This is a genomic window from Gemella haemolysans ATCC 10379, from assembly GCF_000173915.1.
In the GTDB taxonomy this organism is placed as follows: Bacteria; Bacillota; Bacilli; order Staphylococcales; family Gemellaceae; genus Gemella; species Gemella haemolysans.
Genome location: NZ_ACDZ02000011.1, coordinates 49,437 through 72,541 on the forward strand (window position 1 = coordinate 49,437; position 23,105 = coordinate 72,541).

The window sequence follows — 23,105 nt, forward strand, 5'->3', positions numbered from 1 at the left end:
GCGATTATCAATGGCTTATGATATAATTATATTAATAATATAAGGTAGTGAGGTAATGAGAAATGGATAATATTATTGATGTGAGTATACCAGTTGCACAAGTTGTTGATAAACACCCAGAAGTATTGGATATTTTAGTAGATTTAGGATTTAAACCTTTGGCTAATCCTATTATGAGAAATACTGTAGGAAGAAAGACTTCACTTAGAATGGGTTCGAAGCTAGCAGGAATTAAACTTGAAACAATTATTGCTACATTAGAAGCTAATGGATATGAAGTAGTAGGATTAGACTAATGGCTACAAAGAGAATTGAAGTATTACGTGATATACTATTACGACTTCATAATGGAGAATCTGCAGAGTCAGTACAAGCTGAATTTGATGAGCATTTTTCTGGAGTATCTGCGATTGAGATATCTTTAATGGAGCATGAGCTTATAAATTCAGATTCTGGCGTAACTTTTGAAGATGTAATGAAGCTATGTAATGTACATGCTAATTTGTTTAAAGGTGCGATAAAAACTGTTGAAGTTGAAGATAGTGAGCATCCAGGACATCCTGTACAAGTGTTTAAACAGGAAAATTTAGCTTTAAGAGCTGCAATTATTCGGGTTCGTCGAATTCTAGATAACTATGCTAAGCTCGATGATGGTGACACAAAAGTAGCTGTTTTAAAAGGATTGCTTCGTCAGTTGCAATTATTAGGACAATTTGATATTCATTATAAACGCAAAGAAGAACTTATGTTTCCTATAATGGAGAGATATGGACATGATGCACCACCTAAGGTTATGTGGGGTGTTGATGATGAAATAAGAGATTTATTTAAACTTGCTAAAGAAGAAGCGGAAAAGCTACCAAATTCAGAGATAGATGTAGTTAAAGAAAAGTTTGAAGTTTTTGTTAAAGAATTTGAAGAAATGATCTTTAAAGAAGAGTCGATTCTTCTGATGATATTACTAGAAACATTTACTCAAGACGATTGGTTGAGTATCGCTAAAGATAGTGATACATACGGTTATGCAATAATTCGACCACAAGAAGAGTGGATACCTCATAGAGAAGATTTTGAAACTAAAATTACTAGTGAAGACAGTGAAGTAATAGAAGTAAGCGAAGGGGAATTAACGAAAGTAATTCAAACTCCTGAAGGAGAGTTCACTATTACCTATAAACCAAAAGAAGTTAAAGAAGAAACTTTAAATAGAGATACACCTCAGAAAATTGGAAATGGGTATCTATCATTAAATCAAATTGATTTAATATTAAATCATCTGCCTATGGAAATTACCTTTGTTAATAAAGATGAAGTTTTTCAATATTACAATAATCACTGTTCAGAAGAAGAGATGATTTTTAAACGTACGCCAGGACAAGTAGGTAGAAATGTAGAACTATGTCATCCACCTAAGTACCTAGAAAAAGTTAAAACTATAATGAAGAACTTGCGCGATAGGAAAAAAGACAAGTATGAAATGTGGTTTAAATCAGAATCAAGAGGGAAGTTTGTTCATGTCACTTATGCAGGTGTTTATGATGAAAATGGTGAATTTCAAGGAGTGTTAGAATATGTTCAGGATATAGCTCCTTATAGAGAAATAGACAGTGATTATTATAGGGGAATAGAATAATAAAGTAATTTAAATAGAGAAATCTTATTTTTAAAGTATCTATAACGTTATATACAGACCTAAAATAATATAAAATACTTTAGATACTCTTTAAAATAAATTAGAAGTTAAACCTGCAGAGTGGATAAAATTTTGGCTCTTTGTCAAGTACGGTTGATTTAGAAAAATAGGGAGGAAACTACACTATATTAAGTGACCTAGATTTTTCCCTATTTTTTCGTTTTAATTTTATTGTTTTCTTTTTAGCGAGATTTGAGTTATATTATAATGAAAAATCTTATAATAGAATAACTGAAAAGACAAACAATTATTCTATGGAAACTAAATATATACTTATGGTATTTAAAATAAGAATAAATCCTAAAGAAACTAAGATAAGTAGTTCAATGTAATTGATTTATCTAATATATTAGATAAATATCAAAGGTAAATGTCAATATCAAATTATTTTAAAAAAATTATAGATAGACACTATTTGTCCATTAAATATGGTAAAATATAATTGTTGAAAAGATTAACAAATAAAAATAGAGTGAGGTTAAAGTTATGTTAGAAAATAATAAAGAATCAAAACTTTTAAAAGATGCTATAAAAGAAGTATTTGAACATGAGTTACTAGAAAAAGGAATGTCTAAAGATAGATTTGATGAAGTAATAAATGATAAAAATATTTTTTTAGAGATATTTAGTCCTTGGCACCAGGATAAAGGTGAAGAGCTAATTCAAGGTTTTGTAAATAATGTCAAAGATGATAATTCTACTAATGATTTTTCTTGGTTAGATATTTTAGATGATGATGAAAGATGGAAGCAATTTAAAAAAGAAAAACCGGAGTGGACAAAATTAGAAGATAAAAATAAGAATTTGAATATGAGATACCAGATTCCAACACATTTTCATGGAGATATTAATGGAGCTATTATTTTTCATTGCATGGAAAATCCAAGAGGATATCTAGGAGGCTATGGAGATAATCAAATTGATAGTGGATTTGGGGTAACAAATTTAAAGGGATATTATGGAAAATCTTATAAATTGTTAAATGAAGATAAAAGTAAAAGAAAAACAATTAAAAAAATAAAAAATATTTTAAAAACTTATACAGAAGATAAAGATATTAAAGAAATTATATATGAGAGATATCAATTAAAGGGAGATGTAAAACAAGACATTTTATCAGAGTACATTAAAAATATTATCTATAGTGATACAGAGAGTGCCTTAGGTCGTGAAATTAAGCATATGTATAGAAAAAATGAAAATGAAGAATTTTGTAATTTTGACTTTGTAAATGAAGGGCAAAAAAGTAAAAAAATGTTATTAAAAGACTACTACTACTTAAAAGAATATTATTCTCATCTTATTCAGACGAATCAAGAATTAGATTTTAAAAAATTAAAGGATATGAAAGGTAAAGTTACAGCTATTGCTAATAGAATTTGTAATTTAGAAATTTATCCTTTTTCATGTGCTCAGCCAGAATTAGGTGAGGAGGGTGTTGGAGAGAAGATTCTTCTTCATTCAGATTTATCTCGTTTGGGAGCTTACATTGTATTGAGAAGAATTTATATGTATTTAAGTATAGAGGAACACAATGAAAAGCCAATTTTTGTTTTCCGTAAATATAATATGGCATGGGAGAAATTATTTAGAAGTATATTCTCTGAAATAACTGCCGATGATTACAAAACTGAAAAAGTCTTGAAGATACTAGAAGAAATATTTTTTTATTGTCAGTTACGAACTGTAGGTGGAGGTATTACATCCGGGAATGTAATTTCTGTTCCCAATTATAAGAAATATTTAGAATCGAAGTTAGATCCATTAAAAAATGAATTAGAAGAATTAGATAAAAAGTATAAAAAATGGAAAGAGGAAGCTTTTAAAGAAATTTCAAAATTATTACCTAGAATTGATATTAGTAAAGTTACTAAAAGAGGTACCGGTGATTAACTATGAATTCTCAAGAAAGACTAATAACAATTTTTCTTCGCCTACAATCTGGGAAACGATTATCTAAAGCTCAATTAATTAGGGAGTTTTCTGTAAATCCAAAAACTATTCAACGTGATATAAGTACACTAAGGAGAATAATAGAAGAACAGCATCTTTCAAACTGTAAAATAGTATATGATAATTCAGATAATACCTATCGTTTTTTAGGAAAAACTACTTTTAATAAAAAATATATTTTGATTATTTCAAAGATACTTTTAGAAAATAGAGCATTGAATAAATCAGAGATGAATTCGTTGCTAGAAAGCCTTTTAGCATTACTTTCGAGTGAAGAAATGAAAGAGGTTAAATCTATTATAGAAAATGAACATTTTAATTATAAATCATTGACAAATGAAAAAGATAGAATTGAAACTGTATGGTTTATATCTGAGGCAATTCGAAGCAAACAAATGTTAGAAATAGACTACGCTGCTCCTCTAAAAGAAAAGAAAACTCATATCATTTTTCCAGTTTCTTTATACTATGATGCTCATTATTTTTATTTAGTTGCTTATCATCTAAAATATGAAAATTATACAACTTTTCGAATTGATAGAATAAGTAGTTATAGTAAATCTAATGAAAAGAAACCAAACATATCCTATGGGAAAATGTATAGAGATGGGGATGTTCGTAATAAAAAAGTTGATGCTTTTGAAGGTAGTAGTGTTAGAATTACTTTGATATATAAAGGGAATTCAGAAATTATTTTAGACAAATTTCCAAATCATACAATTCTTTCGGAAGAAAAAGATGAGATGAAGATTCAAATCGATACACAATATACTCCAGGACTTAAAAGATGGATTTTAGGGCAAGGTGGAGAGGTGACTGTATTAACTCCTCAAAAGTTAGTTGAAGAGTTGCAAGAAATACTTGAAAAAACATTAAAAAATTATAAAAAATAGAAGAGGTAGACAAAATAAGTCTATCTCGTTTTTTATAATAGAGATATAAAAAGTGAAAGAAGGAAGATAGAATGAGAAAAGTGGAAATAGAAAAAACTTTTGAAATTGAATTACTAACTAATATGAATGAAGTAATAGAATTTCATAATAGACATTATGGAGGACAGATGATTGTATTATCTCTATCAGATATAAAAGAATTGGTTGAAGGAAAATTTTTTGCTTGGTCAACCGGGCAAGGGGAATATTCGGAAGTATTATATTTAGATGAAGAAGCGAAGGAAGTAATTAAGAAAATAGTATAAGGAGAATTTTTATGTCGAAAAAAAATATTATAGATTACAAAGTTAGCCGTCAACTAAAACTTGCATTAGAAGTACTAAATAATCGTATTCTTGAAAAAGAGTATAAAGTTATTGAAAGCCAAGATATTTTATTCAGCATACTAGATGTTTGTGATACAGGTATGGGTTATGCTTTAGGGTATTATTCTTTAACAAAAAGTAAATTGTTAAAGGAGTTTTCTAACGGGAAAGTTATTGATGGAAGAAATCGATCTTCTATAGAAGTTGATGAATTAAATATACTTTCTAGAAGAAGGATAATTAACGATATTATTACTTCTTCACCGATAGAAATTATTAAAGAACCGTCTTCTTCATATTATCTTGCAGAATGTAATACTTTTCCAATATCTGAATATATGAAATCTATTTTTGATTTTGCAGAGGAGATGCGGTTACAAAATTCGCCTGATGGTGTTATTGATTCATATTGGATACTAAATGGAATTTCTCAAGAAAGGGAAACAAACGCAAATCAACTTATTTATAAACAATATCTATTAACAGGAAATATTCATACAGAAGAATTTTTACTAGGTGTATTTAAAAATTCTAAGTTTTTGTATAAGGATTTTTCTGACGGAAAACTTGAGAGGGAAAAAGCTTCAAAAATAAAAAAAGAATCTCAAATTTCTGTTAAATTATCTAATCCTGATTACTCATTATTAAATGATATTGCTACTGATATAACTTTAAAAGCTAAAAACGGTGAATTGATGGATGTTATTGGACGAGATGAAGAAATTCGTAAAGTAGAGATGGTTCTCACACGTAGAGATAAAAACAACGTTATTTTATTGGGAGATGGTGGTGTAGGTAAGTCAGCAATAGTTGATGGAATAGCAATGCGTATCGCTAAAAATGAGATTGTATCGCTTAAAGGGAAGAAAATTTTGCAATTTAGTCTAAACGATTTAAAAGCTAAAATTGGAGGAGTTACTAGTGAAGGAATTATTAAATTCATTGAAGAGATGAAACGAGAAAAAGATGTAATTTTATTTATTGATGAGATTCATATGTTAGGAAGGGTTAAACATATAATGGATGCATTTAAACCCTTAATGGCACGTGGAGATTTTCGAATTATTGGTGCTACAACACCGATGGAATGGAAATTATATATCTCAAGTGATACTGCACTAGTCAGACGTTTTGAAAAAGTAATAGTAGATGAACCAAGTATTGAAGAAACTATCAATATTGTTAAAAATGTATCGTCAGTATATGAAAACTTTCATCGCGTAAATTTTGAGGAGAATACTATTGAGTTAGCGGTAAGATTAGCTAAGAAATATCTAAAGGGAGAGAAACTGCCAGATTCTGCATTTACAGTAATCGATAATGCAGGGGCTTTGGCTCGAATTGAAGCGAATCAAGACATTGTTATGATTAGAGATTACAGAAATGAAGTAAATAAATTAAAGAAACAACTAAAAGAAGCGGAATCTATAGAATATAATGAAGCTGCTGTTGATGATATAAGAAAAAGACTTGAACTTAAAGTTAGAGATTTTCAAAAAGAACGCAATAATTTAACTTTTAATAATTATGAATTTAAAATTACAAAGGAAGATATAAAAAAAGCAGTAGAGCAAAAAGCTGGTGTTAAAATCAGAGAGAAAGATTTGAAAGTTGGTAAAGATGCAGATGAGGAAGAATTAAGTAGACTTTCTAATTTGAAGAGTATCTTAGCAACGAAAGTTATTGGACAAATGGAGGCTACAAATACCATAGCAGAGGCTGTTATTCGTTCAAAAACAGGCTTCAGAAATCCTAAACGTCCTATCGGAGTTTTCTTATTTTTAGGTACTAGTGGAGTCGGAAAAACAGAAACAGCGAAAGTATTATCGGAAGAATTAACAGGTTCAGTTGATGATCTTATTCGTTTAGATATGTCGGAGTATCAACAAGAACATGAAGTAGCAAAATTAATAGGTGCTCCTCCTGGCTATGTAGGTTTTAGAAGTGGAGGTATTTTGACAAGGGCTGTAAAAAATAATCCAAAATCTGTTGTGTTGTTAGATGAGATTGAAAAAGCACACCCTAGAATTTATGATTTAATGTTACAAGTTTTTGATGATGGAATTTTAACGGATGGTATGGGTGAGAGAGTAGATTTTTCAAATACAATTATTATATTAACTTCAAATTTAGGTTCAAATTTAATTAGAGAGGAGAAGAAAGTTGGCTTTGCAAAATATGGAATGGAACAGATAATTCAAGAAAAAACCATGAGAGCAATTAATAATTTTTTCCGTCCAGAATTATTAAATCGTATAGATGAAATCGTAACCTTTAAATCCTTCACAGAAGAGTCAATATTTAAAATTACTAGCTTATTACTTGAAAAAGAAGTAGAAATCGTTAAGGAAAGTGGCTATGAATTGAAGTTTACGAAGGAGGCAGTTAGATTTCTTGTTAAAACAACTTATGATTCAGAAAAAGGAGCCCGAGCAATTCGGCGAGGAATTACTAAGCTAATAGAGACACCTTTATCAGAGTTGATTATCAATAATTGTATTAATAAAGGAGACAAGGTAGTTGTGGATTCTGATGGATTTAAATTGTTATTTGAAGTTATTAAGTAAAGGAGGATAATTATGGGACTTTCTTATGGACCACAGTATACGTGGACAAATCACTTTGAAAAAAGAGCTCAGGAACGTTTTGGAGTAAATGAGGAACGACTGCCAAAGTGGATTGGTAGGCAAATCGGTAGTCTAACAGTTTATGATTCTAATGTAGAGCAACGACCAGAAGAAAGAAAATATGTTTCTGCCTATGGAGTTATTTTTGTATGTAATACAGTTGAACAAAAATTTATTACTTGTTATGAAGCGAAAGATATAATTTTTGAAGGGAAGAAGGTAACAATTCATGATTATAATGTAGATTTATTTAGGGACGAAGTAGAAAATCTAGCAAGAAAATATTGCTTAAAAGATGCTAAGGAAATGTTATGTAGTGTAGAGGAACATCTACATAAGTTTCAGGAAATTTCTCAAAAATTAATCTCAGGAAGATTGACAAAGTATAACTATAATCTTATTACTAACTTAATTGATGAGTTTCATGTAATTAAGTCTGCAATGAGAGTTATAGAAACTAAACGTGATGATTTTAAAATTTAATTTATACATTTGAGTTTTCTAATAGCTATTTTAAATCTGGTATTTGAAAAGAAATATACATTAGTTTGCTAATATGTTATAATTATAAAAAATAAAATGGATGTAATTTTTTTAAAGAGAAAAAATTAATGAAGGATTTTAAAAGTATTTATCAAGAAGAATATGAAAAACTTAATAAACAACAGAAACAAGCAGTCGATTCAGTAGAAGGTCCAGTGATGGTTATTGCTGGTCCTGGTACAGGGAAAACCCAAATTCTTTCTCGTCGTGTTGCGAATATCTTAACTAATTATAACACTACCAAGAAGAGATTAGTGGTGTAGTGTCTGTAAATGAATTAAGAGAATATGGTCAACAACTACTTAAGAATCTTTACGAGAACTATATCCCTAATAGTTTAAAAGGTGAAAATGTTAGTTTAGAGAAAGAGATTAATGTTAGGTTAGAAGGAAATTACTTAATTAATGGTATTATAGATAAATTAGAATATGATAATGATATAATCAGAGTAGTAGATTATAAGACAGATTCAGCAGAACAAGGATTAAAAAAACTTGTGTTAGGTCGTAGTTATTGGCGTCAAGCCGTATTTTATACTATAGATAATTTCTATATATTCAATTTTAGATTGTTATAAATAAAATTAATATATGTATTAAATTAAATCAAAAAGCACTTTTCTAGATGCAGAATAGTGCTTTTTATGTTTATGAATATATTTTATCAAATACATTTTTTCTTAATTTTCTTGTTGCAAGAATCAACAGTACAATTAGTATTAGAGAATATATTATTCCTACTATATTTGCTGATGATGGCAGCATAGCAATTAAGAAGAATGTCGCTACATTAAGTAGTACTAATAATAAAATAGCTCCGAAAGCTAAAATAGTTAATAGGACTTGATTTATCGAACTACGATTAGCTAAATCTGTGATAGTGTTCCAGTTTAGATATAATTTTTTATAGTCGCTTGTATAACTATAGAAAGAAAAGACAAGACTTGAAATAATATAAGATATTATTGTTACAATTGCTAATATGATTGGTGTTTTAGTTATAATTAACATCATAATCAGAGCAAATAATCCAAATCCAAGTTGTAATAAGGTAGCTATTGCTAATTTAATTTTTAGATATTTTTTAAAATCTAATGGCAGAGATTTTAAAAAATAGTAATCTTGTTTTTCTAGTGATATTGCTATACTTGTAAAATTCATAGGATTAGAATTGATGTACAATGCTAACGTGAATCCTATAGTCATAGCTACTGGATAGAATATAAGTGGTAGTGTAATACCTCCGTGCTTTCTAATTTCTATAATCGGAATTACAAATATACCAAGTGTAATTATAAGATTAGTAAATACAGTTGACGAAATTGTACTGTTTAACATTAGTTTTACATTTCTCTTAATTAGTTTAGAAAATAGTGTAGTTGGTGTACTATTAGTATTTTCTTTAATTTTTACAGCTTTAGAACTAGATGTGTATGTATTACCTGATATTCTATATAAGTCTTTCATATATTTTCTTATTACAAATATATATGTAGTAAAGAAAGAAATAAGTGCTAAGATAATAGCTACTATTAAGTAAGTATAAGTCTTAGAAATATCTAATACGAGTATATTTAAAAATAAATCTCCTGAATAATCAGAATCAAAACTTTTAAAAGTATGAGCAAAATTAAATATGTATCCTGTGAAGAATATCAACGCGATTAATATTGTAGCTGCATTAACTTTCCCTTTATTCTTCTTAAAATTTGGGATATAAGTAATAAATGAAAGTAGTGTCATAATAGAACATATTAAAGTAATGATAAATGCAAAACTATATACTAATACGAAGAAAAGTTTTTGAATTGAAAACTCTGCATTTAATCCAATAATCAAGTTTATAACTATTAAAGGAGTAAAATTACTAATAACTTGTGAAAGTAGAGTGAACAATTTACTAAAAAATATTTCAGATCCTGTAACAGGTAAGTGAATAATTGCTAATGTATCATCACTTTCGTAAAACATATTGATAAAATTATTTAAAATCTGAATAAACACTAATAATAAAATAAAGAAAAGTATATTTCGATATCCCGGTCCAGAAAAGTTAAAACCACGAGAAAATATTGAAAATACAAATAAAATATTTAAGAAATTGAAAAAATTCATCATTAATACATTTTTAAAAAGATTATGTCTTATATCGCTCTTTCCACTGAATTTTTTTCTGTATTTTATTCTTTGAGGTGAAAAACTATAAAGAAGATTCGTTAAGAATAACTCTTTTATTACATTGAATCTCATATCTAATCACCACCTAAAATATTTGAATTTGAATTTTTTACTATATTAAGATAAATTTCTTCTAAATTATCTCCCTCAAATTGTTCTTTAAGTTCGTTAAGTGTACCGATAAAAACCAGTTTTCCCTTGCTGAGGATGCCTATTCTATCGCATAGATGTTCAGCGACCTCCAAGACATGAGTAGAGAATAGAACACTGTTTCCTTTTGTGGCATGTTCTTTCATTAAGTTTTTCAAGTCAAATGCAGCTTGTGGATCTAATCCTGTCATAGGTTCATCCATAATCCAAAACTTAGGTTCTGATAATAATGCCCCAATTACGAATACTTTTTGTCGCATACCATGAGAGAAGGAACTAATCTCTTGATGCCCAACGCCTATCAAATTAAATAATTTGCAGTACCTGTTAAGAATTTCATCTCTTGTTTTATTTTCTATTTCGTATATGCTAGCGACTAATGACCAATATTCAAAGGCTGATAATGTAAGAAACATATCAGGAGTATCAGGAACATAGCCAATTTGTTTTTTACATTCTAATCTATTATTTTTAAGAAGTAGGTCGTTGAAATAAATCTCTCCTGAAGTAGGTTCTAATATACTAACTAAAGATTTGATTGTAGTTGACTTACCAGCTCCGTTATGCCCGATAAGTCCGAATATTTCTCCATCATTAATGGTGAAACTCAAATTATCAACAGCACACTTTGTATCAAATTTCACGGTTAGGTTTTTAATTTCTATCATAAGTATCCCTCCAATGTTATCTATAGTTATATTATACTTGTAATCGTTTTAAACAACAAGGGGGATTATTAAATTATTTCTATAATAATAGTTGATGAGAATATAATAAATTGAAAATTTAAAAGTAGTAACAAGGAATACTTGAAAAAGTGACGCAAAATAATATATGCGAAACACCTGGAAGTGTGAATTAAAACTCTATGTATGATACACCTGGAAGTGTTTATTTATATTAGTAAAATGATACACCTGGTTAAGTGTGAAAATAGAATATGATAATAGCAAGTTAAAAAAGATATAAAAAATTTTAAAAAAGTGTTGACAAGAAAAAATAAAAGTGGTATTATTTAGTACGTGAGTGTTACGGCACTCTGTGTAAAGCCACTATGGCTTATAAAAAATTTAAAAACGTGATACACCTGGATAGGTGATTCACAAATTATCGAGGAAAGGAGGAAATCAGGAAAATGCCAACTATTAACCAATTAGTTCGTAAACCTCGTAAATCAAAAGTATCGAAATCAGATTCACCAGCACTTAACAAAGGTTACAACTCTCAAAGAAAGAAAGAAACTAACATTTCTTCACCACAAAAACGTGGAGTTTGTACTCGTGTTGGGACTATGACACCTAAAAAACCTAACTCAGCTTTACGTAAATATGCACGTGTTCGTTTATCAAACCAAATCGAAGTAACAGCATATATCCCAGGTATCGGACACAACCTACAAGAACACAGTGTTGTACTTATTCGTGGAGGACGTGTAAAAGACTTACCAGGGGTACGTTACCACATCATCCGTGGAGCTTTAGATACTGCAGGAGTTAACGACCGTAAACAAGGACGTTCACTATACGGTGCTAAAAAACCAAAAGAGAAAAAATAATATAAGATAAAAATTTGATAAAAAGAATTCGTGAAAGGAGGCAGACACTATGCCACGTAAAGGTCCAGTTGCAAAACGTGACGTTTTGCCAGATCCAATTTATAACTCAAAATTAGTTACAAAATTGATTAACAAATTAATGCTAGATGGGAAACGCGGTACAGCACAAAGAATTTTATATTCAGCGTTTGATTTAATTAAAGAAAAATCAGGACGTGATGCTATGGAAGTTTTCGAAGAAGCATTAAACAACATTATGCCAGTTCTTGAAGTTCGTGCTCGTCGTGTTGGTGGTTCTAACTACCAAGTACCAGTAGAAGTACGTGCTGAAAGAAGAACTACATTAGGTCTACGTTGGTTAGTTAACTATTCTCGTTTAAGAGGAGAAAAAACTATGGAACAACGTTTAGCTAATGAAATTTTAGACGCAGCAAATAACACAGGTTCAGCAGTTAAGAAACGTGAAGATACTCACAAAATGGCTGAAGCTAACAAAGCATTTGCTCACTATCGTTGGTAATTATAGGGTGAATATCAAGCTATTTTATAGCTTGAGTTTTTCACTATAAAAGACAAATTACTCAAAACATTTAAAAATTTATGAAAGGAGAAAATTGACTCATGACTAGAGCATTTTCTTTAAAAGATACTCGTAATATCGGTATCATGGCTCACATCGACGCAGGTAAAACTACTGCAACAGAGCGTATTTTGTTCTACACTGGGAAAATCCACAAAATCGGAGATACTCACGATGGTAACTCACAAATGGACTGGATGGAACAAGAACAAGAACGTGGTATCACTATCACATCTGCTGCAACAACTGCTGAGTGGAAAAACCACCGTATCAACATCATCGATACACCGGGACACGTAGACTTCACAGTTGAGGTAGAACGTTCTCTTCGTGTACTTGATGGATCAGTAGCTGTATTAGATGCGCAATCAGGTGTTGAACCACAAACAGAAACAGTTTGGCGTCAAGCTACAACTTATGGAGTTCCTCGTATCGTATTCGTAAACAAAATGGATAAAACAGGAGCTGACTTCCTATATTCTGTAGGAACAATCCACGACAGATTACAAGCTAACGCACACCCAATTCAACTTCCAATCGGAGCTGAAGATTTATTCGAAGGTGTAATTGACCTTGTTGAAATGAAAGCTATTTACAACGAAGGTAGCGTAGGGGAAAATCTTGTTGTTAAAGAAATCCCAGCTGACTATCAAGATCAAGCTGAAGAATACCGTGAAAAATTAATCGAAGCTGTTGCAGAATTCGATGAAGACTTCATGGAAAAATACTTAGGTGGAGAAGAAATTACAATTGACGAGCTTAAAGCTGCAATTCGTAAAGCTACATTATCTGTAGAATTCTTCCCAGTAGTATGTGGATCAGCATTCAAATATAAAGGTGTACAACCAATGCTAGATGCAGTAGTAGAATACTTACCATCTCCATTAGACGTACATGCTATTAAAGGGGTTAATCCAGATACTGATGAAGAAGTAGAAAGACACTCTTCAGACGAAGAGCCATTCTCAGCCCTAGCTTTCAAAGTTATGACTGACCCATTCGTAGGGAAACTTACTTTCTTCCGTGTGTACTCAGGTATTTTATCATCTGGTTCATACGTTAAAAACTCAACTAAAGGTAAACGTGAACGTGTAGGACGTATCCTACAAATGCACGCTAACACTCGTAACGAAATCGCTGAAGTTTACGCTGGTGATATCGCTGCAGCTGTTGGTCTTAAAGATACAACAACTGGGGACACATTATGTGACGAGAAAAACGAAGTTATTCTTGAATCAATGGAATTCCCAGAACCAGTTATCCAACTTTCAGTTGAACCAAAATCAAAAGCTGACCAAGATAAAATGTCTACAGCTTTACAAAAATTACAAGAAGAAGACCCAACATTCCGTGCTGGAACTGACGAAGAAACTGGACAAGTTATCATCGCAGGTATGGGTGAGCTTCACTTAGACATCATCGTTGACCGTATGCGTCGTGAATTCAAAGTTGAATGTACAGTAGGTGCTCCAATGGTATCTTACCGTGAAACATTCAAACAAGCTGCACAAGTACAAGGTAAATTCACTCGTCAATCTGGTGGACGTGGACAATACGGGGACGTATGGATTGAGTTCACTCCAAATGAGCCAGGTGCAGGATTTGAATTCGAAAATGCTATCGTTGGTGGGGTAGTTCCACGTGAATACATCCCAGCAGTAGAAGCAGGATTAAAAGACTCTATGGCAAATGGGGTATTAGCTGGATACGAATTAATCGACGTTAAAGCTAAATTATTTGATGGATCATACCACGATGTCGATTCATCTGAAATGGCGTTCAAAGTTGCTGCATCATTAGCTCTTAAAGAAGCTGCTAAAAAATGTAACCCAGTAATCTTAGAACCAATCATGAAGGTTGAAGTTGTAATGCCTGAAGAATACTTAGGAGATATCATGGGAGACATCACTTCACGTCGTGGACGTGTTGAAGGTATGGAAGCTCGTGGTAACGCACAAGTAGTAAGTGCTTCAGTACCATTATCTGAAATGTTCGGATATGCAACTTCTCTACGTTCTTCAACTCAAGGACGTGGTACTTACTCAATGGTATTCGACCACTACGAAGAAGTACCTAAATCAATTTCTGAAGAAATTATCAAAAAAAATAAAGGATAATAAAAATTATTCTTTATAGTTGCAATTTTCGTTGTAACATTATAAAATATAGTTATCATAGAATGCTATGTGACTAATTATTAAAAAATAAAATTTTATTAACTTGAAGGAGACATTTTTAAAATGGCAAAAGAAAAATTTGACCGTAGTAAAACACATGCTAACATTGGAACAATTGGTCACGTTGACCACGGTAAAACTACTTTAACAGCAGCTATCGCTACTGTATTAGCAAAAACTTATGGTGGAGAAGCTAAAGACTACGCTTCAATCGATAACGCACCAGAAGAAAGAGAACGTGGTATCACAATCAACACTTCTCACATCGAGTACGAAACTCCAAACCGTCACTACGCACACGTAGACTGCCCAGGACACGCTGACTATGTTAAAAACATGATCACTGGTGCTGCTCAAATGGACGGAGCTATCTTAGTAATCGCTGCTACAGATGGACCAATGGCTCAAACTCGTGAGCACATCCTATTATCTCGTAACGTTGGAGTACCAAAAATCGTTGTATTCTTAAACAAATGTGATATGGTTGATGACGAAGAGTTATTAGAATTAGTTGAAATGGAAGTTCGTGAACTATTATCTGAATACGGATTCGACGGAGATGAACTACCAGTAATCAAAGGTTCTGCTCTTAAAGCTCTTGAAGGAGATGCAGATGCAGAAAAAGCTATCATCGAATTAATGGAAACAGTTGACGAATACATCCCAACTCCAGAACGTGATAACGCTAAACCATTCATGATGCCAGTTGAGGACGTATTCTCAATCACAGGTCGTGGTACAGTTGCTACTGGACGTGTTGAACGTGGACAAGTTAAAGTTGGAGACGTAGTAGAAATCGTTGGATTAACTGAAGAACCAGCTTCAACTACTGTAACAGGTGTTGAAATGTTCCGTAAATTATTAGATTACGCTGAAGCAGGAGATAACATCGGTGCATTATTACGTGGTGTTGCTCGTGAAGACATCGAACGTGGACAAGTTTTAGCAGCTCCTAAAACAATCACTCCACACACTCAATTCGTAGCTGACGTGTACGTATTATCTAAAGAAGAAGGTGGACGTCACACTCCATTCTTCACAAACTACCGTCCTCAATTCTACTTCCGTACTACTGACGTAACTGGTGTAGTTACTTTACCAGAAGGTACTGAAATGGTAATGCCTGGGGATAACGTATCAATCAACGTAGAACTTATTTCTCCAATCGCGATCGAAGAAGGAACTCGTTTCTCAATTCGTGAAGGTGGACGTACTGTAGGTTCAGGTGTTGTAACTTCAATCGTTAAATAGTAATTGAATTGAAACACATAAAGCAAGGTGAATTTCACCTTGCTTTTTTTATACTTAATATAGATTTACATAAAGTTCATATTTAATTGGAGATACTTGATAGTTTTTAAAAATTATATGTATTAATATTGTATTTTTACTGTAAAATCATTATTTTTTGTATTTTCATTAGAAAATACGTACTATTTTTAATAAATCCTTGCAGAAATTCTGTAAGAGGTGTATAATATGTTTAAAGGTAGTATAGGGGAAATAATATAATTTTATATATTATTAAAATAAATCCTAATTACTCTAGGGATATTGAGTAATAGTAAAAAGTCGAAGTTAAAAAATTAGCTTCGATTTTTTATTAATTATGCCAAATAGAGTTTTTAGAATTAGGTATAGATATAAGAATAATAGTATTTTGGATATATTATTTATAAAATTGCTATCATATATCATAGGTTATTAATTCCCTATTGTTCCTATAAAGTAAATAGCTTATAATAATATTACAAGTATATAATTTATCATTATAAGTTATTTAGGAAAAGGAGAAGATTGTGAATACTATAATTTATTTATTAGCGTTGATATTAATAGTCTTATTATTTATTTGTAGTTTAATTGTTATAAAATTTTTTAGAAATAAAGCAATTTGCAAATTATCTACCGGGATTAAAAAAGAGGAATTTATTATCAAAAAAAGTGGGAAATACTCTATTTGGATAAAAGATAAGAGGTATTCTTTTACTAACATTAGAGATTTAAGGATAACTGTTGCTAATAAAAATACTTGTGAAAAAAAATATTTAGAAGAAGTATTTTATAAATCTAAAGGTCTAGGGGTTATTTGGAGAAGAGTAGAATTTTATTGTTTTCAAGCTGATGAAGGGGAGTATATTATTTCATTTGAAAGTGATGAGAGATTTCGAGAGTCTATTTTTAATACTACTATCCAAGTTCGTAAGTATATATCTTTTTATAAGTTTGTGTTAGTTATTTTCGGAGTTCAGTTTCTTTTATTTATAATTAGTATATTACTAATTATTATTTTAAAAAATTTTAATTAATAAGTTTTAGTATATAATTGTTTATAGTATTTTTAAATAAATTAGTTTATTTTAGGAGAAGGAAGAATTAATGAATCAAAAAATTAAAGTATATTTTATAGGTGGCTTAGGCAGTAATTATTATTTCGCAAAGGATTTCTTTCAAGAGCTTGAAGTAGAAACTATTTTTTTAAATCCTTATAAAGAAATAATACAAGATAAAAAAGAACTTCAAAATTGGTTTAATGATGAAGTAAGAGATTGTGAAGAGGTTTATCTGATTGGTCATTCACTAGGTGGTGATTTAGCTAGATTTTTAGCATCACGTTGTCCGAAAATAACTAAACTTATTTTACTTGATGGAGGTTATTTGAATTTAGATGAAATTATGCCTCTTGAAAATGAGATAGAAGCGACAAAAGATTATTTTAGTCAGCATACTTTTTCAAATTTGGAAGAAGTTATAGCTAATGAAAAATCTAAGTCGTATTATTGGTCAGAAAATCTAGAAGAAGCATTAAGAAATTCTTATCGTTATAATAATACTTCTGACAAATTTGAATTAGATTTAGATTTTGAAAAAGTTTTTTATTTACTTAAATTACGTCGAGTTATTAGATCATATCAAAGAAATTTAGAATCAAAAGATGTATTATTTATAGCTCCAGCATATGAGGAAGAACCTGAATGGAGAAAGATATCACTAGATAAACTTCCGAAATATTTTGATGTTGAGTTAGTGGAAAATTGTGGTCATGAGATGTATATGAACCATCCTATTGAAATTGCTACAATAGTACATAGTTGGATTAATAAAAAATAATTTAATAAATTTATTGTTGATAAAAGAGGTCTTTAGAAAGTCTAAAGGTCTCTTTTAGCTATTTATAGAAAATATCATCCCGCTTAAATAGAGACAATAGATATCCATTATAATTTAATAATTTGACTTTACAAGTTATATTCTATATGCTTAGTATAATGCAATTTATTATTTATGAATAAAAATTTTATATTTTAAGGAGAAAAAATGTTTTTAGCTATTAATGAAATAAAGGATGCTAAGCTCAGGTATAGTCTTATTGTAGGATTACTAACACTAGTTTCTTATTTGATGTTTTTCTTATCCGGATTAGCTTTTGGATTGATAGATCAGAATAGATCCTCAATTAATCATTGGAAGGCGGATACGGTATTGCTTTCTTCAGAAGCAAATAAAACTATTGGTTTATCTAATCTGAAATTATCAGATAAAGAATCTTTATCTGCGGATAATGTTGAACCTTTTAGTCAGATGGTTACAGTAGCCGTGACAGAAAAAAATTCAAATGAGGTTATTAAACAAAAAGTCAGTATTTTTGGAGTTAACAATGGAAGCTTTTTAATACCCCCAGTAATTCAAGGAAGAACTTTTGAAGCGAAAAATGAAGTAGTGATTGAAAAAAGCTTATCTGAAAAAGAAGGATTTGCTATAGGAGATACTATTAAAACAGCAAATTCTGATACTGAATTAAAAATAGTAGGTTATACAGAAAAATCTAGATTTAATGTAGCTCCAGTCATATATATGAATATTAATGATTTTCAAGTGTTGAAATATGGTGATAATAAATTAATTGATAATCCTATAATTAATGCATTCGTAGTAAAAGGAGAATTAAAGGATTACGACAGTTCTATTTTCCAAAAAGTTAGTATAGCTGATTTTATTAATGAATTACCTGGTTATAGTGCTCAGATTTTAACGTTTGGACTAATGATAGGATTCTTAATAGTGATTTCTGCTATTATTATAGGTATTTTCATGTATGTACTTACTATTCAGAAAACACCTATCTTTGGTATAATGAAAGCGCAAGGAATCTCGAACGGAATCATTGGAATTTCTGTTTTATCGCAAACATTCTTACTTTCATTAGTTGGAAGTATACTGGGTTTGGTTGGAACATGGGGAACATCACTTGTCCTGCCATCAGCAGTACCATTTTTAGGAAATGGACTTTATTACAGTGTTATATTCGTTAGTTTGATTATTTTTTCTTTAATTGGAACATTATTCTCTGTTTTAGCTATTAGAAAAATTGATCCATTGAAAGCAATAGGGTAGGTGTCATATGAATGTGTTAGAATTTAAAAATGTAACTAAATCATATCAGGATGGAAATAAAGAAATAGAAGCTTTGAAAGAAACCAATTTTAAAATAGAAGAGGGTCAATTTATTGCGATTATCGGTCCATCAGGTTCAGGTAAATCAACTTTCTTAACTTTAGCTGGAGGTTTACAAACTCCATCTAAAGGTCAAATAATTATTAACGGAAAAGATTATACTAATTTGTCTGAGAAAGAAAGAGCAAAGTTACGATTTAACGATATTGGATTTGTTCTGCAGGCATCTAATTTGGTTCCATTTTTAACTGCAAAACAACAGTTAGAATTAGTTGATAGAATAAATAAGCGAAAAAGACAAACACTTCAAGATCAAAAATCTTTATTTAAAGAATTAGGAATAGATCATTTAGAAAATAAATTACCAAAAGACTTATCAGGCGGAGAACGACAACGATTAGCTATTGCTAGAGCTCTTTACAATAATCCGGCAATTATCTTAGCTGATGAACCTACAGCAAGTCTTGATTCAGATAGAGCGTTTGAAGTCGTAGATTTACTTTTAAAAGAGTGTAAAGAAAAAAATAAATCAATTATTATGGTAACACATGATAATAGAATGATTGAAAAATGTGATCATGTTTACCGAATGAAAGATGGTATTTTGACAAAAGAAAGATAAGATAAAAAATGTCTAAGTGAAATAACTTAGGCATTTTTTTGTTGATAATAAGTATAAGTTAGAATATAATTAAACTACAAATAATATATGTTATGAATATTAGGAGATGAATAATATGCTTTTACTAGGTGTAGAAAAAGAAAATGGATGGTTATTTGCAGAATATAGATTGACTTATAGAGTAGGTTGGGAGCACATTTGTAGAGGTGTTGAATTAGCTTACGATTACTATGATAATGTTGAAGTCCTAGTGGATGATAAAACAGCAAATATAAACTCAAAAGAACAAGTTATGGAATTAGAAGAAGCTGGAAAGATGACTATACGAGGTATTTCTAAAATAATAGGTGTACCATTGATGATAACTTTCTATAACCAACTACAAGTAGTTAGATGCTCAGTTGGGTGTGCTACAGAAGAATTTCAAGTAGCTGATTATGAAAAATTTAATAAGTCATTAGCTCAATATATGGATAGTCTAGAAATAGCTATGTTTAGATAAGAAGGATTTTTATTTTTAAAAGTCTTTTTTATTTTTGAATTATATATATTGTTTAAATAAATAATTGTATAAAGCATATTAATATGATACTATGAGTTAAGGTAGTTTATAACATTCTCATTATATTAATATATTAACTAATATTTTAAAAAAAAATAAAAATAGTATAGAAAGGAAGAAGATGAAGAATTTAAAGTTTGATGGAACTCAGTTAAAATATATAGCTATAATTGCTATGACAATTGATCATTTAGCATGGCTATTATATCCAGGTTTAGTTAAAGAACCAATACCAGTACTTATGCACATAGTAGGACGTTTAACAGCGCCAATTATGTGGTATTTTATCGCAGAAGGATGTTATTATACAAAAGATATTAAAAAATATTTCTTTAGAATTATGAGCTTTGCTGTTATCAGTCACTTTGCTTTTTGCTTCGGTTTAGGAATACCATTTGATATAACAACAGGAAGTATATTTAATAAAACGAGTGTCTTATTCCCATTGGCGATGTCGGTTGCATTAATCGCAATCTTTAGAAATGAGAAGATAAATAATACATTAAAGATTTTAGTAATTATTGTTTTCTGTTTATTAACGTTTGTAGCGGATTGGTCTTCTATAGCTCTAATGATGCCATTCTTTTTGTATAATCATAGAAATAATAAAAAACAACAAATACTTGATTATGTTATATGGATAAGTGTTTATGCAGCCATTTACATTATATTTATAGATGTATTTTATGGATTATTACAGTTTACAACTCTATTCTCTCTACCATTATTAATGAGATATGATGGTACAAGAGGAAAACATATTGGTTCTAAGTGGTTCTTTTACTACTATTATCCAATACATTTAGCTATTATAGGTATATTTAGAATAATATTATATGGAAATATTTCATTGGTACTTTAATGATAAAATAATATTTACAAGAAGTGTTTATTAAAGTTAGCACTTCTTTTTTTTAACTGTTATGTTATAATTAGAGTGACTATAATTATATAGTTATTTAGGAGGAAAGTATATGAAGAAAAATATTTTATTAATTTCAGTAGCAACACTGTTATCTATTGGTGTAGTTGGTTGTGGTGTTAATCAATCAACTGAAAATAAGCAGAGTGAGCAAAAACTAAAAACTGTTGAAGGACCAGGTAAAGATTTTGATTGGAATGCTAAAGTTTCACCTGAAGGTACTAAACGTACTTATATTGAGCAAAATACCGGAAAAAGTTTTGACCACGAGTTAACTGGATTAAAGAGAGCTCAGAGTAAATTAGAAGAAAAACGTAAAACCATAACTGATAAAAAAGTCCAAGAAGCACTTAAAGTTGTCGATGCTTTCTATGTAAACCAAGAAAATATCGATGTTATTGTTAAAGCAGCAGGATTCGATAATCAAAGAGAAATGTATAAAAAGGTTTGGAATGATTTAAAACAGTCCATGATTCCTTCGGAAGAAAATGTTAATTTTAAATATCAAAATATTAATTACGATATGAATGAATATGGTCCCATGATTCTAAAAGTTAATGGTAATGCTTATGGTAAGGCTGGAGCTTATGATTTTATAGATTATAAAGTTGAGGGTAATACTGTTTACTTATCTTTAATCGCCCCAACTATCGATACATATCAATACACGGTTAAAGCTACTTATAAACCAAACTACAAAACATTTTTTGAGCCGTTAGCTCAGATGAATGCAACAAGTAAAAATATTGCAGAAAAAGGATTTTCTAAATTTATTTTTTATTTAGCATCAGTTGATTTCAAAGGTGATGGATATGTGAATTTGCAAGGCATGGATTATTTGGCAAAAGAAAAACAATACCTTGCAATTCAAGTAGATGACTCAGGAAAAGTATCGATTGACAATGACAATCTATTAAATTTATTGCGTATAAAAATGGACTTAGCAAACCAAAAGAACATGGTTAAATTTAATACAACAAAAATATAATACAGAGGTTCCTTATTAAGATATTACTTAATAAGGAACTTTTTATACAGTTTGATATCAATATGTAGTAAATGATATCGAAATATAATACAATATTAGTGTGGGATTTACAATTAGAAATAGCATCTATAGAATTTTAAAAGTTGGAGAATGATTAGTATGAAAATATACAAAGAAAATATAGTACGATGTAATGAATTTTATAATAGTGATTTTTATAAATTTCTTAATGAAAACGATTCAGATTTTTTAGAGATAATTTTTACGGAGCTGTGTCTAGATGCAGATGAGTGTGATGAAGAATTATATATAAAATTAGGAGAGAAGTATAACTTAGAAAGAAAAGGAAAAAAACTTTTTGACTATGTAGATAACGAAAAAATAATATTATCTGCAGATGTAATATGTGGTAGAAAGCAACTAGTAAAAATAAATGATGACGTATATTCAAAATGGATTAAAGATTATGAAACTATAAGATCAAAATTAGATTTTCATTTTATATGGCCAAGACATAATCTACCAACAATTAATACGTACAGATATGCTATTTATAAAGATCGAATTGATTGTTTGCTATATGATTTAAAAATGTATTTTAATTGTAAAAAAACACCAATGGAGAAAGCCTATAATAATGGAACTACAAAAATTTGGTTGAAAAAATTTAAGGATTTTCCTGATTTTATTAATAAAATGAAATTTAATAATTATGTTGATGAAAATTATAATGTATTAGATATAGAAAAAAATGATGGTTCTATAATATTTGAATACATTCAAGGAAAAGAGTTAAATGATTCATTAGTAGGATATCTAAGAAATGTACTGGCTTTAAGTTAA

General features: G+C 29.8%; 23 protein-coding genes. 21 read left to right on the top strand and 2 right to left on the bottom strand.

Annotated features, from left to right (window positions below):
* Positions 1–62 precede the first annotated feature (62 nt).
* The 9 genes from GEMHA0001_RS04745 to GEMHA0001_RS04785 all read left to right on the top strand — a co-directional run bounded on the left by GEMHA0001_RS04745 (position 63) and on the right by GEMHA0001_RS04785 (position 8,651).
* Positions 63–296: a DUF1858 domain-containing protein gene (locus tag GEMHA0001_RS04745; protein WP_003144696.1), complete on the top strand. Its 234-nt coding sequence runs from the start codon at positions 63–65 to the stop codon at positions 294–296.
* Complete coding sequence (locus GEMHA0001_RS04750) at positions 296–1,633, top strand: DUF438 domain-containing protein (protein WP_003144682.1); 1,338 nt, start codon at positions 296–298, stop codon at positions 1,631–1,633. The genes GEMHA0001_RS04745 and GEMHA0001_RS04750 overlap by 1 nt, the downstream gene beginning before the upstream one ends.
* A 546-nt stretch (positions 1,634–2,179) precedes the next feature.
* On the top strand, positions 2,180–3,586 hold the full coding sequence (locus GEMHA0001_RS04755; protein WP_004264323.1) for a hypothetical protein: 1,407 nt from the start codon (positions 2,180–2,182) through the stop codon (positions 3,584–3,586).
* Between the two features lie 2 nt (positions 3,587–3,588).
* Positions 3,589–4,539: a helix-turn-helix transcriptional regulator gene (locus tag GEMHA0001_RS04760; RefSeq protein WP_004264278.1), complete on the top strand. Its 951-nt coding sequence runs from the start codon at positions 3,589–3,591 to the stop codon at positions 4,537–4,539.
* Between the two features lie 71 nt (positions 4,540–4,610).
* The gene (locus GEMHA0001_RS04765; protein WP_004264414.1) at positions 4,611–4,844 is read left to right on the top strand and encodes a hypothetical protein; all 234 of its coding nucleotides are present in this window, start codon (positions 4,611–4,613) and stop codon (positions 4,842–4,844) included.
* Between the two features lie 11 nt (positions 4,845–4,855).
* Complete coding sequence (locus tag GEMHA0001_RS04770) at positions 4,856–7,471, top strand: AAA family ATPase (protein WP_003144689.1); 2,616 nt, start codon at positions 4,856–4,858, stop codon at positions 7,469–7,471.
* A 12-nt stretch (positions 7,472–7,483) separates the two neighbouring features.
* Positions 7,484–8,014, top strand: a complete 531-nt coding sequence (locus GEMHA0001_RS04775) for a hypothetical protein (RefSeq protein WP_003144711.1) — start codon at positions 7,484–7,486, stop codon at positions 8,012–8,014.
* Between the two features lie 128 nt (positions 8,015–8,142).
* Positions 8,143–8,337: a UvrD-helicase domain-containing protein gene (locus GEMHA0001_RS04780; RefSeq protein ID WP_004264453.1), complete on the top strand. Its 195-nt coding sequence runs from the start codon at positions 8,143–8,145 to the stop codon at positions 8,335–8,337.
* On the top strand, positions 8,337–8,651 hold the full coding sequence (locus GEMHA0001_RS04785) for a PD-(D/E)XK nuclease family protein (RefSeq protein ID WP_004264372.1): 315 nt from the start codon (positions 8,337–8,339) through the stop codon (positions 8,649–8,651). The genes GEMHA0001_RS04780 and GEMHA0001_RS04785 overlap by 1 nt, the downstream gene beginning before the upstream one ends.
* Positions 8,652–8,721: 70 nt before the next feature.
* Here the strand turns inward: GEMHA0001_RS04785 and GEMHA0001_RS04790 are convergent, their stop codons facing one another.
* Positions 8,722–10,044 (bottom strand): hypothetical protein, encoded by a 1,323-nt coding sequence (locus tag GEMHA0001_RS04790; protein ID WP_233445912.1) that lies wholly within the window; start codon positions 10,042–10,044, stop codon positions 8,722–8,724.
* A gap of 281 nt (positions 10,045–10,325) precedes the next feature.
* A complete protein-coding gene (locus GEMHA0001_RS04795) occupies positions 10,326–11,069 on the bottom strand; it encodes an ABC transporter ATP-binding protein (RefSeq protein ID WP_003144668.1) in 744 nt (247 codons plus the stop codon).
* Between the two features lie 467 nt (positions 11,070–11,536).
* Here GEMHA0001_RS04795 and rpsL point away from each other — a divergent pair, with 467 nt between their 5' ends.
* The 12 genes from rpsL to GEMHA0001_RS04855 all read left to right on the top strand — a co-directional run bounded on the left by rpsL (position 11,537) and on the right by GEMHA0001_RS04855 (position 23,105).
* Positions 11,537–11,956 carry a 30S ribosomal protein S12 gene (gene rpsL / locus GEMHA0001_RS04800; RefSeq protein WP_003146927.1) on the top strand — a complete coding sequence of 140 codons (420 nt, stop codon included), beginning with the start codon at positions 11,537–11,539 and terminating at the stop codon, positions 11,954–11,956.
* A 49-nt stretch (positions 11,957–12,005) separates the two neighbouring features.
* On the top strand, positions 12,006–12,476 hold the full coding sequence (gene rpsG / locus GEMHA0001_RS04805; RefSeq protein ID WP_003144697.1) for a 30S ribosomal protein S7: 471 nt from the start codon (positions 12,006–12,008) through the stop codon (positions 12,474–12,476).
* A 101-nt stretch (positions 12,477–12,577) separates the two neighbouring features.
* The gene (gene fusA, locus GEMHA0001_RS04810; protein WP_004264311.1) at positions 12,578–14,653 is read left to right on the top strand and encodes an elongation factor G; all 2,076 of its coding nucleotides are present in this window, start codon (positions 12,578–12,580) and stop codon (positions 14,651–14,653) included.
* A 123-nt stretch (positions 14,654–14,776) separates the two neighbouring features.
* On the top strand, positions 14,777–15,964 hold the full coding sequence (gene tuf / locus GEMHA0001_RS04815; protein ID WP_003144664.1) for an elongation factor Tu: 1,188 nt from the start codon (positions 14,777–14,779) through the stop codon (positions 15,962–15,964).
* Positions 15,965–16,512: 548 nt separating this feature from the next.
* Positions 16,513–17,022, top strand: coding sequence for a hypothetical protein (locus GEMHA0001_RS04820; protein WP_004264488.1), 510 nt, complete (start codon positions 16,513–16,515; stop codon positions 17,020–17,022).
* A 70-nt stretch (positions 17,023–17,092) separates the two neighbouring features.
* Entirely contained in the window at positions 17,093–17,824 is a 732-nt protein-coding gene (locus tag GEMHA0001_RS04825) for an alpha/beta fold hydrolase (RefSeq protein WP_003144710.1), read from the top strand.
* A gap of 207 nt (positions 17,825–18,031) precedes the next feature.
* Positions 18,032–19,108 (top strand): ABC transporter permease, encoded by a 1,077-nt coding sequence (locus tag GEMHA0001_RS04830; protein ID WP_003144660.1) that lies wholly within the window; start codon positions 18,032–18,034, stop codon positions 19,106–19,108.
* Between the two features lie 7 nt (positions 19,109–19,115).
* Entirely contained in the window at positions 19,116–19,790 is a 675-nt protein-coding gene (locus tag GEMHA0001_RS04835) for an ABC transporter ATP-binding protein (protein WP_004264331.1), read from the top strand.
* Positions 19,791–19,905: 115 nt separating this feature from the next.
* Positions 19,906–20,292 carry a hypothetical protein gene (locus tag GEMHA0001_RS04840; protein ID WP_003144719.1) on the top strand — a complete coding sequence of 129 codons (387 nt, stop codon included), beginning with the start codon at positions 19,906–19,908 and terminating at the stop codon, positions 20,290–20,292.
* 181 nt (positions 20,293–20,473) lie between these two features.
* Positions 20,474–21,214, top strand: a complete 741-nt coding sequence (locus GEMHA0001_RS04845; RefSeq protein ID WP_004264407.1) for a TraX family protein — start codon at positions 20,474–20,476, stop codon at positions 21,212–21,214.
* 112 nt (positions 21,215–21,326) lie between these two features.
* Entirely contained in the window at positions 21,327–22,262 is a 936-nt protein-coding gene (locus GEMHA0001_RS04850) for a hypothetical protein (protein WP_003144651.1), read from the top strand.
* A 159-nt stretch (positions 22,263–22,421) separates the two neighbouring features.
* Complete coding sequence (locus tag GEMHA0001_RS04855) at positions 22,422–23,105, top strand: DUF6994 family protein (protein WP_004264352.1); 684 nt, start codon at positions 22,422–22,424, stop codon at positions 23,103–23,105.

Coding starts and splice junctions, on each gene's coding strand:
- GEMHA0001_RS04840 (WP_003144719.1), top strand. CDS start 19,906: ATGCTTTTACTAGGTGTAGAAAAAGAAAATGGATGGTTATTTGCAGAA.
- rpsL (WP_003146927.1), top strand. CDS start 11,537: ATGCCAACTATTAACCAATTAGTTCGTAAACCTCGTAAATCAAAAGTA.
- GEMHA0001_RS04750 (WP_003144682.1), top strand. CDS start 296: ATGGCTACAAAGAGAATTGAAGTATTACGTGATATACTATTACGACTT.
- GEMHA0001_RS04770 (WP_003144689.1), top strand. CDS start 4,856: ATGTCGAAAAAAAATATTATAGATTACAAAGTTAGCCGTCAACTAAAA.
- GEMHA0001_RS04745 (WP_003144696.1), top strand. CDS start 63: ATGGATAATATTATTGATGTGAGTATACCAGTTGCACAAGTTGTTGAT.
- tuf (WP_003144664.1), top strand. CDS start 14,777: ATGGCAAAAGAAAAATTTGACCGTAGTAAAACACATGCTAACATTGGA.
- GEMHA0001_RS04845 (WP_004264407.1), top strand. CDS start 20,474: ATGAAGAATTTAAAGTTTGATGGAACTCAGTTAAAATATATAGCTATA.
- GEMHA0001_RS04855 (WP_004264352.1), top strand. CDS start 22,422: ATGAAAATATACAAAGAAAATATAGTACGATGTAATGAATTTTATAAT.
- GEMHA0001_RS04835 (WP_004264331.1), top strand. CDS start 19,116: ATGAATGTGTTAGAATTTAAAAATGTAACTAAATCATATCAGGATGGA.
- GEMHA0001_RS04850 (WP_003144651.1), top strand. CDS start 21,327: ATGAAGAAAAATATTTTATTAATTTCAGTAGCAACACTGTTATCTATT.
- GEMHA0001_RS04825 (WP_003144710.1), top strand. CDS start 17,093: ATGAATCAAAAAATTAAAGTATATTTTATAGGTGGCTTAGGCAGTAAT.
- GEMHA0001_RS04830 (WP_003144660.1), top strand. CDS start 18,032: ATGTTTTTAGCTATTAATGAAATAAAGGATGCTAAGCTCAGGTATAGT.
- GEMHA0001_RS04775 (WP_003144711.1), top strand. CDS start 7,484: ATGGGACTTTCTTATGGACCACAGTATACGTGGACAAATCACTTTGAA.
- GEMHA0001_RS04755 (WP_004264323.1), top strand. CDS start 2,180: ATGTTAGAAAATAATAAAGAATCAAAACTTTTAAAAGATGCTATAAAA.
- rpsG (WP_003144697.1), top strand. CDS start 12,006: ATGCCACGTAAAGGTCCAGTTGCAAAACGTGACGTTTTGCCAGATCCA.
- GEMHA0001_RS04780 (WP_004264453.1), top strand. CDS start 8,143: ATGAAGGATTTTAAAAGTATTTATCAAGAAGAATATGAAAAACTTAAT.
- fusA (WP_004264311.1), top strand. CDS start 12,578: ATGACTAGAGCATTTTCTTTAAAAGATACTCGTAATATCGGTATCATG.
- GEMHA0001_RS04765 (WP_004264414.1), top strand. CDS start 4,611: ATGAGAAAAGTGGAAATAGAAAAAACTTTTGAAATTGAATTACTAACT.
- GEMHA0001_RS04790 (WP_233445912.1), bottom strand. CDS start 10,044: ATGTTTTACGAAAGTGATGATACATTAGCAATTATTCACTTACCTGTT.
- GEMHA0001_RS04795 (WP_003144668.1), bottom strand. CDS start 11,069: ATGATAGAAATTAAAAACCTAACCGTGAAATTTGATACAAAGTGTGCT.
- GEMHA0001_RS04760 (WP_004264278.1), top strand. CDS start 3,589: ATGAATTCTCAAGAAAGACTAATAACAATTTTTCTTCGCCTACAATCT.